We start from the raw sequence: 12987 nt of genomic DNA on the forward strand, positions 1-12987 counted from the left end.
GGGCGATGCTTTCACGCCCGGCGGCCGGGGGTGGGGGTTTCGGCCGCCTCGGCCCGGCCTCGGTCCTGCGGACGGGACGGCCGGACGGGACGGCCGGGGGGACGGCCGCCCGGTCAGCCCGAGGCGGTCAGCACCAGCCGGGCCCGCTCGGCCAGTTCCCGCACCCGCCGCTCGTCCTGGTAGGGCTCCAGCAGGCGCAGCATCTCCACCACGTACTCGCGGCTGCGATGCGAGGAGATCCGCCCGGCCACCTCCACCGCCCGCTCGCCGGCCGCCACCGCCGCGTCCAGGTCGCCGGCCTCGGCCTCGGCCATCGCCGAGACGAACAGCCGCAGCCCGTGCGAGCGCACGTACCCCTCGGTCGGCCGGGCCAGCGCCTCGCGGGTGAAGTGCCGCACCTTGGCGGGCACCCCGAGGTCGCGGAAGCACTCGGCGGCGTCGGCCGCCAGCCGGTCGTAGGCGTAGAAGTCGATCCAGGTCGGGTCCGGGTCCCCCGGCCGGGCCCGGTCGAGCGCCGTCTCGGCCGCCGCCAGCGCCGCCGAACAGGCCCGCGCCGAACCGGCCCTGGCCTGCGCCCTGGCCTCCACCAGGTGGAAGAAGCTCATCGTCCGCGCCGTCGCCAGCCCGCGGTTGCGCTCCAGCGCCGCCTGCGCCAGGTCGATCGCCTCGTCCGGGAAGTTGCGGTACGCCGCCTGCAGGCTCATCGAGGCCAGCACGTACCCGCCGAGCGGCACGTCGCCCGCCGCCCGGGCCAGCCGCAGCGCCTGGATGTAGTACCGCTGCGCCGCCTCGTGCTGGCCGGTGTCGAACGCCATCCAGCCCGCCAGCCTGGTCAGTTCGGCCGTCGCGCCGAACAGCGCCCGGCCCACCGCGTCGCTGTACGAGGCGAGCAGCAGCGGCGCCGCCTCGACCCGCAGGCACTCCGGCACCATCGACGAACGCCAGTCCCCGCCACCGTACTTGGAGTCCCAGCGGCGGGCCTCCTGGGCCGCCTCGCGGAGCTTGGCCGCGTCCGAGTGCCCGACCCGGTACCCCGACAGGTCGGGCACCGGCGTCTCGCGGGCCACCGAACCGTCGGCCGGCGTGATCAGCCAGCGGGAGACCGGCGTCGCGTACGCCGCGACCGAGAACGTGCCCGCCAGGCTGTCGCTCCACCGCCCGCCGCCCGGCCCGCGCCGCAGGTCCAGGTCCACCCGCCACAGCTCGGTCGCCGAGCGCACCGCCTCCGGCACCTCGCGCGGGAACTCCAGGCCCAGCTCCGGCGTCGGGTGCGAGTCGGCCAGGCCGATCTCCTCCAGCGGCACCGGGCGGCCGAGCTTGTTCCCCAGCGCGGTCGCGATCAGGTGCGGCACCGGACGCTGGGGCACCATGCCCTTGGTGACCCAGCGGGCCACCGAGGTCTTGTCGTAGCGGAGCGTCAGGCCGCGCTGCGCGCCCAGGTCGTTGACCCGGCGGGCCAGGCCGGCGTTGCTGATCTGGGCGAGCGACAGGAGCGCGCCGAGCCGTTCGTTCGGCCCTCGTGAGCTGACGGTCATGGTGGCGGTGGCACCCCCGGGCGACGTCGTGCGCGGATGGCGGACGCGGCAGGGGGGCGGCCCGTCGTGAGGATGTCCGCTCCCGTACTGCTGCACCTAGCGTAGTCGTCCGGGTTCCGAGGGTTAAGAGGCTGCATTCCGGATGGCGGGATCGCGCGCCCGCGCGGCCGGTGGGTGCCCGGCGCGGGGCCCGGCCGGTGCGCCCGTGCGGCGCCCCCGCCGGCCCCCGGAAGGCCGTGCTCCGGTCCCGTGCCGACGTGCGCCACCTGTGCTCCCTGGCTCGCAGGGGCAGGTCGGCGATTCGCTGGACGCCGTGGAACGGCCCGTCGCCGAGGACCCGGCGGGCCGGGGGAAACCGCTGCCTACGTCCCCGCGGGCGGCGGTGGGTCCGGGAGGGCATGCGGATGCCCTCCCGGCCTGTGCGGCGCCTTTCGGCCATCCGGCGATGTCCATGCCACGGACGTGCCGCCGGCCCGACCGCGCCGCCCCGGGGGCGGTGCGGGCCACGGAGGGGGAGGCCCGGACCGCCCCGCGTGGCAGCCCGGCGACGCCGCCGGCCACGGCCCCCCGGTGCGGTTCCCGCGGCAGTTCTCCCGATTCGCCCCCGCAACACGGGTCACCTCAGGCCCGTCCGGTGGCACGATGTCTCCTGACGGCGTGCCAGTCCGGACCCATCAGCGCGCCGATACCCGTCAGGCGGAGGCGCGATGCGGTGGCTCACCGGCTGGAGCGGTGCCCCCGGCAGCGCGGACCCGGCCCTCGCGGCCGTCCGCCCGCTGGCCGGCACCACCCTGTGGGGCGGCCCCAACCCGCTCTGGGCCGTGGGCGATTGGCGCCCCGACGAGATCCGGCTGGCCACCCTGCGCCCCGGCGGCCCCGCCACCGTCGCCACCGGCGCCCGCCCGGTCGACCCGGCCGACCGGGACACCCCCGCCACCCTGCGGCTGGCCGTGGTCGGCCACTGCGGCGCCTCCGACGCCGAACTCGCCGCCGGCCTGGCCGCCGCCCGCGGCGGCGCCGTCCGCCACCTCACCCACTGGCCCGGCAGCTACACCGTCGTACTGCGCACCGGCGTGCGCAGCACCGTCCTGATCCCCGACCTCGCCGGCGTCCAGCAGGTCTTCCACACCCCCTGGTGCGGCGGCACCGCCTACGCCACCGCGGCCCTGCCGCTGGCCGACCTGGTCGCCGCACCGCTCGACCCCGACCACCTCGCCGCCGTGCTGGCCGTCCCGGAGGCCGCCGAGGTGCTGGGCACCGGCACCCCGTACGCCGGCGTCCACCGGGTCCCGCCCGGCCACACCCTCGGGATCCGCAGCGGCCGCCCGTACACCGCCGGGTACGAGCCCGAGACCCCGCCCGGCCGGTGGAACCGCGAGGAGGCGCCGGCCGTCCGCGAACTCACCCGGGCCCTGCTGGAGGCGGTCCGCAGCCGGGTCAGGACCGCCGCCCCCGCCGGGGAGCCCGCCGCGCAGGAGCGCACCCGGCTCGGCGTCGACCTCTCCTACGGCACCGCCTCCGCCACCGTCGCGCTGCTCGCCGCCGCGGTGCCGATCGGGCCCGCCGCCCGCTCCACCGCCCCGAACCCGCCGGTGCCCGCCCCCAGGTCCGGCGCCGTGAAGGGCTCCTGGGCGCGCGGCCCGGTCCCGCCGGAGCCGTCCGCCGCCGAGGCGCTCACCGCCGTCACGCACGGCGAGAGCCGCCGGCCCGCGCTCGCCGTCGAGGTGCCCCGGCTGCGCCACGTGGTGCTGCCGCCGGCCCTCCCGTACGCGGCGCTGGCCGACCCGCCCGCCGATCCGCCGGCCGGCCCGCTCACCGACGAGCCCGGCGCCGCCCTGCTCACCGCGGACACCCTCGGCGTCCGCTTCCGGGCCGGCGGCACCGACCACCTCACCGGGTACGGCGCCCGGCACGTCCTGGACGGCCACCCGGCCCGGCTGGCCGACCTGATCCGGCTCGGCCGCTCCCGCGAACTGCTCGGCCCGGTCGCCGCCCTGGCCGGCGCCGACCGGGCCGCCGCCGGCGCGCTCACCGGAGCCGTCCGCACCCCCGTCACGGTGCTGCGCGCCGCCCACCGGCTGGCCCGGGCCGGGTACGCCGAGGCGCTGGACGACCTCGCCGTCACCCTGACGCTGCGCCGGGCGGCCGAACCCGGGCCGACCGCCGGGGCCGGCTCGGCCGCCGCCCTCGCCTGGGCGGTCCCGGGCCCGGCCGCGCGCTGGCTCTCCGACCAGGCGCTCGCCGGGGTCGCGCAGCGGCTGCGGACCGCGGCCCGCGGCGGCCAGCCCACCGAACTGCCGGGCGCCCGGCGGGCCCGGCTGGCGCTGCACCGGCACGCCGCCGCGTACCGCACCCTGGTGCAGGCCGCCGAGCAGCACGGCCAGCGCCTGCACGCGCCGTTCCTGGACAACCAGGTGGTGCGCGCGGCCCGGCTGCTGCCCGAGGAGGTCCGGCTCCAGCCGGGCGCCCGCCCGGCCCTGCTGCACGCCGTGCTGACCGGCGCCGGCCGCACCGACCTGCCCGCCGACTGGGGCCGCGGCCCGCGCCCCGACCGGTCCGGTCCGGCCCGCACCGGCCTGCGGCTGGCCGCCGACGCGCTGACCGAGCTGTTCGAGCGCCCGCTGCTCGCGGAGGCCGGCCTGATCGAGGCCGGGGCGGTCCGCGGCTCGCTGGCCCTGGCCGCCGACGGGACGGCCGAGCTGGCCCCGGGCACCATGGCGGGCCTGGCCGACCTGATCGCCACCGAGCTGTGGCTGCGCCGGGTCGCGGCCCGCCGACACGGCTCCTGCTGGACCGGTCTGCCGCCGGCCGAGCGGCGCGCGCTGGCCCGCCCGGCCTGACCCGCCGGCCCGTCCTTGCGGCCCGCCCGTTCGCTCCAGGGCGCCCGCCCGCCGCTCCCGGGCGCGTCCGGCCGGGCGGCACGCCGCGGATCGGTGATCATGGGCTGGTGGTCCGACCCCCGGAGGCCGCTGTGCGAGAACCCTTCCCCGTGCTCGGTGAGCCGCCCGCCACCGGGCGCCCCGGCATCCTGGCCGCCTGCGACGGTTCGGACGGCTCGCTCTGGGCGCTGGACCGGGCGATGACCGAGGCCGAACTGCACCGGCTGCCGCTGTACGTGCTCGCGGTCGTCAACCCCTCGCCCGCCGGCTACCCCCCGGGGATGGCCGAGCTGGTGCACGAGAGCGTCGAGCGCCTCACCGAGAGCATGGCGGACGGGCTGCGCCGGGCGGTCGCCACCGTCCAGGCCGCCCGCGAGCGCCCGTACGGCGGCGAGCTGGCCCTGCACGTGGTGCTGGGCAACGTGGTGGAGGTGCTGCTGGCCTGCACCGTCGGCCAGCACACCCTGGTGCTCGGCACCCGCGGCAACGGCGGCTTCGCCCGGCTGCTGCTGGGCTCGGTCAGCACGGCGGCGGTGCACCACGCGGCCTGCCCGGTGCTCGTGGTCCCGGCGCCGCCGGCCGACTGACCGGGCCCCGGGTCAGGCCGGGCGGACGGGGTGAGGGCGGACGGGGCGGGAGGCGGTTCGTGGGCGTCCGGGAATGCCCGGCGGATGGTTGAGCGTTCACCTTCCGGACAAGCCACCCCGTGAACGGAGCCCCACCCCCGATGAAGGTCGAGATCTACAGCGACATCGCCTGCCCCTGGTGCTACCTCGGCAAGCGCCGGTTCGAGCAGGCCCTGGACCGCTTCGCGGGCAAGGCCGACGTCGAGGTGGTCTTCCGCCCGTACCAGCTGGTCCCGGACGCCCCCGCGAGCGCGAGCCCGCACCGCGCCTGGCTGGCCGAGCGCTACGGCCCGCAGTCGGTCGCGATGGACGACCGGGTCACCCGGCTGGGCGAGGCGGAGGGGGTCGTCTTCGACTTCGACACCGCGCTGCACGTCAACACCTTCCTCGGCCACCGGCTGCTGCACCTCGCCGAGACCGAGTACGGGTCGGCCGTCCAGTCCACCCTCAAGGAGCTGCTGCTCAAGGCCCACTTCGCCGACGGCGTCGACGTCGGCGACCGGGACCGCCTGGTCGAGCTGGCGGTGACGGCCGGCCTGGACCGCGACCGGGCGGCGGCCTACCTGGCCGGCGACGAGGGGACGGCCGAGGTCCGCGCCCAGCTGGCCGAGGCGCGCGAGCTCGGGATCAGCGCCGTGCCGACCTTCGTGTTCGAGGGCCGGTGGGCGGTCCAGGGCGGCCAGGAGGCCGACGCCTTCCTGCAGGTCCTGGAGCAGGTGGCCGCCGAGACGTCCGGGCCCTCGGCCGCGCCGTCGGCGACCGCCGGCGGCGCGGACTGCGCGGACGGCGCCTGCGCGGTCTGACCCCGCTCCCCTCCCGGACCGGACCCGAGCCGGTACCGACCTGAGCCCGACCTGAGCCGGGCCGCCCCGAGCGGCCCGGCTCAGGTGCAGGTGAACCGGGCCTCGGCCCAGTCCGCCACGTTGATCAGCGACCACCGGCCGCCGGACGGGGCGACCAGCAGCCGGACGCTGCGCTGCCCGTCCAGCGCCGCCCGGACCCGCACCGGCCGGTCCCACGGGCCAATCTGCCCGGACCGCCAGAGCGTCCGCCCGTCACCGCCCTCCACGCTGAACACCACCGGACCGCCACCCGCCCCGAGGTCGTCCAGCCCCGCCACCGCCTCGAAGGCCGAGCAGCTGCGGTTCAGGTCGACCGTCACCTGCGCCGGCACCGGGACGGACAGCGCGTGCGGGTAGGCGGAGCCGCGCATCCACACCGACGGGCGCTGCACCACCGCACCGCCCGGCCGGATCACCGGCCCGGCCGGCTGGTCCCGGTGCCCGCCGCCGATCGGCAGCTGGTCCAGCCAGAACCGGGTCGGCACCGGCGGCGGGGTCGGCGAGGGCACCGGCGGCGTCGGCACGGTCGGGCTCGGCAGCGGCGGTGGCGGCTCGACCACCGGCGGGGCCGGGACGGTCGGGGAGGGCGGCGCCGGGGACGCGGGCGGTGCGGAGGGGCTCGGCACCAGCACCGGCGCCGCCTTCGGCGTCGGGGAGGGCGAGGGGACCGGGGACCGGGACGGCGTGGCCGGGAGCTCCGGTGCCGGCTCCGGCTCGGGCACGGCCGGGGCGGACGGTGCCGGGGTCACCGGCGCGACCGGCGGAGGCTGCGCCGGCGAGGAGGCGGCCGCCGCCGTCACCGGAGGCTTCGGGGCGGGTCCGCCCGCCAGCGCGTAGGCCGCGACCGCCACGGCGGCCACCGCGACTCCGGCCGCGATGCCGGCCTTCGCGGCCACGCCCAGCCCCTCGCCGACGACCGCACCGGCCGCCGACCCGGAGGACCCGGCCGCACCCGCGCCCGCCGCACCCGCCGCACTCGAGGCACCGGCTGCACCGGCACCGGCCGCACCCGAGGCCGCCGCGGACCCCGAAACGCTCGCCGCGGCCGCCCCGCCGATCGCCGCGCCGCCCAACGCCGCGCCCGCACCGGCCGCGGCCGCCGCGACCCCGAAGGACCCGGCCCCGATCCAGAGCAGCGCACCCCCGGGCAGCGCCGCCCGCAGGCTGGTGTTGATGTCGGTGAGCTCCAGGTACGCCGCGGTGCAGCGGTCGCAGCCCTGGACGTGCCGGCCCACCTCGCCGGAGGCCCGCTTGCGCAGCGAGCCGCGGGCGTAGGCACCCAGCCGGTTGGCGTACACCGTGCAGCCCGACTCCTGGCTGCCCGACACGTGCGCCTGGAGGAAGGCCGCGGCCAGCCGGTCCCGGGCCCGGTGCGCCTGGACGGCGGTGGCGTTGGCGGTCTTGCCCAGCAGTACGGCGACGGTCTTCGGCGACTCCCGCTCGACCTCGGTGTGCCAGAGCACCACCCGGTCGTCCTCGGGCAGTTCGACGAAGGCCTGCATCACCATCCGCTGGTCGGCCAGCGCCATCGCCCAGGCGTCCGCACCCGGATCGGCCAGGTCGAACTCCACCGCCGCGGCCGAGGTCAGGGCGAAGTCGCCGAAGTCGTCGACCAGTTGCTCGCGCCGCTCGGAGCGGGCCCAGGCCGCCGCCACGTTGCGCACCGCCGTGAGCAGGTAGGCGCGGACCGCGAACTCCGGCCCCTTGCCCGCCCGCAGCGCCTGCAGGGTCCGGGCGAAGACCTCCCCCGCCAGGTCCTCCGCCGTGAAGCTGTCACGGCAGCAGGTCCGGGCGTAACGCCGCACCGAGGCGGCGTGCCGCCGGTAGATCTCCTCGTACGCGAGGTCGTCGCCGGCCCGCACCCGGGCGGTCAACTCCGCGTCCGAGGGCGGCCGTTCACCGTCCACCGGGTCGGCGGGCGCCGGCACCACCGGCCGGCCGGGTGCGACCGGGGCGACGAACGCCTCCGGGGTCACCCCGCCCTGGCCGGCCGCGGCCTGACCGGGCACCCGGCCGGCCAGCGACTCCCGGGCGGGCGCGCCGGCCTGGTCCGGGACCTGTCCGGCGAAGCCCGGCCCGGAGCCGGGATCGTTCTGCTCGTCAGTGCTCAACGCGGCCCCCGTGTGCCGAACCCGGGCGGCAGCAACCGGGCCTGTGCTGTGCGGACATGGCCCGTGCGGCCACCGCCCGCGCGCGGCGCAGCCCGCCGAGCGGAACGGCACGCAACGGGACAATGGCTCCAACCACGGGCAAAGAATGGCATAGCGCAGCGGCCGGCGGTAACCGGGCCGGCCGCCGCCCACTCTTCCGGGCACCCGATCGACGGTGTGTTCGGCGCCCGGCCGGCGGTGCGTCAGCGCGCCCGCAGGCCCTGGAGCAGGATCCGCAACAGCCGGTCCGCCGGCGCGTCGTCCGGGTCACCGGCCGAGGTCCGGACCGGGACGGCGTGCGCCGGAACGGCTGCGGTCAGCACCAGCACCACGTCCGAGACCGTCACCCCCGGGCGCAGCTCACCCGCCGCGCCCGCCCGGGCCACCAGCGCGGCCAGCAGGTGGAGCAGCAGCCGCGGATCCGCGTCCGCGTCGACGTCCGCGCCGGCCGCGCCGCCCGCCTCCAGCGCCCCGGCCTCCGCCCGGTGCCGGCCGAGCGCACCGCCGAGGTCACCACCGTGCTCCCCGGCCGGCCGCAGCTCCGCCCGGCCGTCGAACGCCTCCACCGACCGGCGTTGCTCCGGCACCCGGCCGATGTCCTCCGCGTACCGGAACGACTCCGGCGGCAGCAGCCGTCCGGCGCCGGACTCGACCGCCCGGGCCAGAAAGCCCGAGAGCGCCTCCCACGGCTGCGCGTCCCCGTACAGCGACTCCCTGGCCTGCGCGGTCAGCCAGCCGACCTCCTCGGCGGCGATCCGCTGGACCAGCACCTCCTTGCTCGGGAAGCGCCGGTAGACGGTGCCCACCCCGACACCGGCCCGCCGCGCGACCTCCTCCATCGGGGCGTCGTAGCCCAGCTCCCCGAACACCTGGCGGGCGGCCCTCAGCACGCTCTCCAGGTTGCGCCGGGCATCCACCCGAAGCCGGGAGGCGGCGGCCGAGCGGCCGGCCTGGGCCTCGTACCCCGCGGCGGACCCGGACTCGCCGAGACGCTCGGCCCCGCCCGGCCCGCGCTGCTCGGGCACCACCCCGTGCCCCACCTGGGGGCGCGTCGGCCCCGTCACCTGATCCTGATCAGTCATCTCAACCCTCCCCCGCAGGCGCCCTCCCAGGCGCCTGTGCGGACCTCGCACCCCCCGGTGCTCGCACCGGTGCCGCGTCGTCCGCCCGATGTCTGCGCACTACCCTTCCCCGGATCGGCCCGCCGCAGTCCAGGGGTGGTGCCGAGGTGGTCCGGGGTCGACCGAACCAATCGTTGGCCCAGCGCACAATCCGACCATAGTTCAAGGAAGTTCGCGGCAGAAGTGGCCGAAAGTCGGCCACAGTCGCAAACCTGGAGCCATTGCGGCACATCAGTCCCACCCGATCCGGTCGGCACTGTGGACAAGAGGGCCTTCGGCAGGGCGTCATATGGGGGACGTGAACCGGATCACATGGCCGGAGGTGCCCCATCAGGATCCTGATCATCGGTGGCGGGTGCGCCGGCCTGACCGTCGCGCTCCGGCTCCAGCAATCCCTCCGGACCCGGCTGCGCTCCGGCCAGGACGAGATCACGGTGGTCGAACCGCAGCCGTACCTCACCTACCACCCGCTGCTCGCCGAGGTCGCCGCCGGCACCATCGACCCCCGGCACGTCGTGGTGCCGCTGCGCCGCACGCTGCCCGACTGCCGGGTGCTCACCGCACGGGTCACCCGGATCGACCACGCCGGCCGCCGCGCCCGGATCGACGCGGCCGGCCCCGGCGAGTCCGGGCTGACCAGCGAACTCCGCTACGACCTGCTGGTGGTGGCCCCGGGCTCGGTGTCCCGCACCGACCCCGTGCCGGGCCTCGCCGAGCACGGTCTCGGCTTCGGCACCGTCGGCGAGGCGGTCGGCCTGCGCAACCACGTGCTGGAACAGCTCGACCTCGCCTCCACCACCCGGGACCCGGAACTCCGGCAGGCCGCGCTCACGTTCGTCTTCGTCGGCGCCGGCTACGCGGGCGTCGGCGCGCTCGCCGAACTGGAGGACATGGCCCGGTACGCGGCCAAGGGCTACCACAACCTCCAGGCCGACGACCTGCGCTGGGTGCTGGTCGAGGCGACCGACCGGATCCTCCCCGACGAATCCCCGGAGCTCGCCGCCCACACCCTCGGCGAGCTGCGCGAACGCAACGTCGACGTCCGGCTGCGGACCACCCTGGAGTCGGCCGCCGACCGCCTGATCACTCTCTCCGACGGCGGCAGGTTCGCCGCCCGCACCCTGGTCTGGACGGCCGGCACCCGCCCGGCGCCCCTGCTGAACGCCACCGACCTCCCGCTGGACCGAAACGGCCGGATCCGGTGCCTGCCGACGCTGCGGATCGCCACCCCGGACGGACAACCGGTGCCCGACGCCTGGGCGGCCGGGGACTGCGCCGCCGTCCCGGACCCGACGGCGGCGGACGGCGCGCTCTGCGCCCCGAACGCCCAGCACGCGCTGGCCCAGGCCGAACTGCTCGCGGCCAACCTGCTCGCCGCCCTGTCCGGACAGCCGCTGCGCGACTACCGGCCCGACCACCCGGCCTGCTCCACCTCGCTCGGGGTCGGCCGCGCCGTCGCCCACACCCGCCGCGGCCAGCTCACCGGGCGCCGCGCCTGGTGGCTGCACCGGGCCCGCCACCTGCGGCGGATGCCGAGCACCGAACGCCGGGTGCGGATCCTCGCCGACTGGCTGCTGGCCGCGATGTTCCGCCGGGAGGTGGTCTCGCTGGGATCCGTGGAGCACCCCCGCGCCGAGTTCGAGGCCGGCTTCACCGAGGACCGTTTCCACCCATGACCCCGGCGGGCGAACGCGCCGCGACGGGGGCGCGACTTCCGTAACCAGGACCCGGCCTGACAGGATCACCTCGACCCGGTCATCACGTCCCGTACTCGGACGTACGCAAGAAGTGATGATCTGACGAATGACATCTCCATCACCCACTCACGCACCCCGACCACCCTGCACATCCCGAACCAGGAAGCGGCCGACGTTTGAACCTCATGCGCTGGAGCGCCCGGCTCACCGGAGCCCCGCGGCGCGCCGCTCCACCCAGCATCACCACCGAAGAGCCGGTCACCGTCCCCGGCCCCCGAGACCCCGCCGCCCCGGCCGGGCTCCTCGACCAGCGCGCCCTCGACCAGCTCTACGACCTGCGCGACGTGCTGCGCCGGATGCCCGCCCCGGTCGCCGTCACCTACGGACCGCAGCACCAGCTCGGCTACGCCAACCGCGCCTACCGCGACCTCTTCGGCGCCCGCACCAACGGCCGCCCGGCCGCCGAGGCGCTGCCCGAGCTCGCCGCCCTCGGCGTGCTGCCGCTGCTCGACCAGGTGCTCCGCAGCGGCCGCCCGCGCAGCGTGAAGTCCCGGGCCATCCTCAGCCTCGGCGGCAACCGCTACTACAACATCTCCTGTGTGCCGCTCGGCGCGGAGGAGGACGGCGCCGCCCCGGTCGGCGTGCTGATCTTCGCCGCCGAGGTCACCGACCAGGTCCAGGTCGCCCTGCGGCTGCGCGAAGCCGAACGCCGGCAGCGCCAGGCCGCCGTCACCCTCCAGCGCAGCCTCCTCCCGCAGAAGCTCGAACAGCCCGCCGACCTCCGGGTCGCCGCCACCTACCAGCCCGGCGGCGCCGACGCCGCGGTCGGCGGGGACTGGTACGACGTCATCGGCCTCGGCGGCGGCCGGACCGCACTGGTGATCGGCGACGTGATGGGTCGCGGCATGCGCGCCGCCGCCGTCATGGGCCAGCTGCGCACCGCCGTCCGCGCCTACGCCCGGCTCGACCTCCCGCCGGACGAGGTGATGCGCCTGCTCGACGGCCTCGCCATGGAGATCGACGCCAACCAGATCGCCACCTGCGCCTACGCCGTGTGGGACCCGGAGAGCCGCAACCTCACCTACGCCTCGGCCGGCCACCTGCCGATCCTGCTGCGCTGCCCCGAGGGCGTCGTCCTGCAGAGCGAGGAGCAGAACGGCCCCCCGCTCGGCACCGGCACCGGGACCCACGTCTCGCACACCCTGCGCCTGCTCCCCGGCACCACCGGCGTCCTCTACACCGACGGCCTGGTCGAGCGCAGGGAGGAGGACATCGACAACGGCATCGAACTGCTCGCCCGCACCCTGGGCGGCGCGGCCGGCACCCCCGACGTCATCTGCTCCCGCCTGCTGCGGGCGATGGGGGTCACCGCGGAGCACGACGACGACGTCGCCGTGCTGGCCTTCCAGGTGCCACTTGACTCTCCCGTCCCGGATGCCTAAAGTTCTTCGAGCTGCCCGTCTCAGGGAGCACCGGACACGTATCGACGCGGACGGTCCCGAGGCAGCCAATCCCTTGAAACACCACTTCTCGTCCCACTGGGTCGTGCTCTGTCGCGTCCCGGTGCGAATTGTTGTGCGCGTTTATATGGATTGCGGCCGGATTCGCCTTTCGAGGTGGGGATCGGCTAAGGTTTGAAACGTCGGACAGGCCGTCAGGTCGGGCCGGCAGAAGGCGAGTTGGACGAAGAAGCCCGGAAACGGAGCGGAAAACGTCTGATAAGCTGGAAACACGAAGGACCGGCCAGTCGGTGAGTGAAACTCCGGAAAACGGAGCGGAAAACATCTGCTAGGCTGGGAACACGAAAGAACGAAGCGCCCGGAGGGCCCGCTGGAAGGCGGTCCGAAGGAAGCGTCCGTTCCTTGAGAACTCAACAGCGTGCCAAAAGTCAACGCCAGATATGTTGACATCCCCGGCCGGTCTTCACTGACCGGTTGGAGATTCCTTTAAAGTAAGACACTAGCGAGGACGCAGTGCGCGGGACCGCCCTATTCCGGTTGGTTGCCGTGCCGCTCAACGCGAGTGGTTACCCGATTACGGGTAGACATTCACGGAGAGTTTGATCCTGGCTCAGGACGAACGCTGGCGGCGTGCTTAACACATGCAAGTCGAACGGTGAAGCCCTTCGGGGTGGATC

The 12987-nt window shown here is 76.2% G+C and carries 8 protein-coding genes and 1 rRNA gene; 6 read left to right on the plus strand and 3 right to left on the minus strand.

The window, feature by feature from the left end; all coding sequences use genetic code 11:
• Positions 1-113: 113 nt before the first annotated feature.
• Positions 114-1535 (minus strand): NsdA family TPR-like regulatory protein, encoded by a 1422-nt coding sequence (locus tag ABT014_RS07955; protein WP_350637778.1) that lies wholly within the window; start codon positions 1533-1535, stop codon positions 114-116.
• Positions 1536-2242: 707 nt separating this feature from the next.
• On the opposite strand from ABT014_RS07955, the gene ABT014_RS07960 reads away from it, so the two are divergent.
• The 3 genes from ABT014_RS07960 to ABT014_RS07970 all read left to right on the plus strand — a co-directional run bounded on the left by ABT014_RS07960 (position 2243) and on the right by ABT014_RS07970 (position 5843).
• On the plus strand, positions 2243-4375 hold the full coding sequence (locus ABT014_RS07960) for an asparagine synthase-related protein (RefSeq protein ID WP_350637779.1): 2133 nt from the start codon (positions 2243-2245) through the stop codon (positions 4373-4375).
• 131 nt (positions 4376-4506) lie between these two features.
• On the plus strand, positions 4507-5001 hold the full coding sequence (locus ABT014_RS07965) for a universal stress protein (protein ID WP_350637780.1): 495 nt from the start codon (positions 4507-4509) through the stop codon (positions 4999-5001).
• Positions 5002-5141: 140 nt separating this feature from the next.
• Positions 5142-5843 carry a DsbA family oxidoreductase gene (locus tag ABT014_RS07970; RefSeq protein WP_350637781.1) on the plus strand — a complete coding sequence of 234 codons (702 nt, stop codon included), beginning with the start codon at positions 5142-5144 and terminating at the stop codon, positions 5841-5843.
• An 80-nt stretch (positions 5844-5923) separates the two neighbouring features.
• On the opposite strand, the gene ABT014_RS07975 is transcribed toward ABT014_RS07970, so the two are convergent.
• On the minus strand, positions 5924-7993 hold the full coding sequence (locus ABT014_RS07975; protein ID WP_350637782.1) for a sigma-70 family RNA polymerase sigma factor: 2070 nt from the start codon (positions 7991-7993) through the stop codon (positions 5924-5926).
• 242 nt (positions 7994-8235) lie between these two features.
• The gene (locus tag ABT014_RS07980; protein WP_350637783.1) at positions 8236-9114 is read right to left on the minus strand and encodes a TetR/AcrR family transcriptional regulator; all 879 of its coding nucleotides are present in this window, start codon (positions 9112-9114) and stop codon (positions 8236-8238) included.
• Positions 9115-9497: 383 nt separating this feature from the next.
• On the opposite strand from ABT014_RS07980, the gene ABT014_RS07985 reads away from it, so the two are divergent.
• The 3 genes from ABT014_RS07985 to ABT014_RS07995 all read left to right on the plus strand — a co-directional run.
• Positions 9498-10829 carry an NAD(P)/FAD-dependent oxidoreductase gene (locus tag ABT014_RS07985; protein WP_502894892.1) on the plus strand — a complete coding sequence of 444 codons (1332 nt, stop codon included), beginning with the start codon at positions 9498-9500 and terminating at the stop codon, positions 10827-10829.
• 206 nt (positions 10830-11035) lie between these two features.
• The gene (locus ABT014_RS07990) at positions 11036-12292 is read left to right on the plus strand and encodes a PP2C family protein-serine/threonine phosphatase (protein ID WP_502894893.1); all 1257 of its coding nucleotides are present in this window, start codon (positions 11036-11038) and stop codon (positions 12290-12292) included.
• Positions 12293-12897: 605 nt separating this feature from the next.
• Positions 12898-12987, plus strand: a 16S ribosomal RNA gene (locus tag ABT014_RS07995); the annotation flags it as partial.

The sequence above is a fragment of the Kitasatospora sp. NPDC094015 genome, from assembly GCF_040304075.1.
In the GTDB taxonomy this organism is placed as follows: Bacteria; Actinomycetota; Actinomycetes; order Streptomycetales; family Streptomycetaceae; genus Kitasatospora.

Coding starts and splice junctions, on each gene's coding strand:
- ABT014_RS07980 (WP_350637783.1), bottom strand. CDS start 9,114: ATGACTGATCAGGATCAGGTGACGGGGCCGACGCGCCCCCAGGTGGGG.
- ABT014_RS07970 (WP_350637781.1), top strand. CDS start 5,142: ATGAAGGTCGAGATCTACAGCGACATCGCCTGCCCCTGGTGCTACCTC.
- ABT014_RS07955 (WP_350637778.1), bottom strand. CDS start 1,535: ATGACCGTCAGCTCACGAGGGCCGAACGAACGGCTCGGCGCGCTCCTG.
- ABT014_RS07960 (WP_350637779.1), top strand. CDS start 2,243: ATGCGGTGGCTCACCGGCTGGAGCGGTGCCCCCGGCAGCGCGGACCCG.
- ABT014_RS07990 (WP_502894893.1), top strand. CDS start 11,036: ATGCGCTGGAGCGCCCGGCTCACCGGAGCCCCGCGGCGCGCCGCTCCA.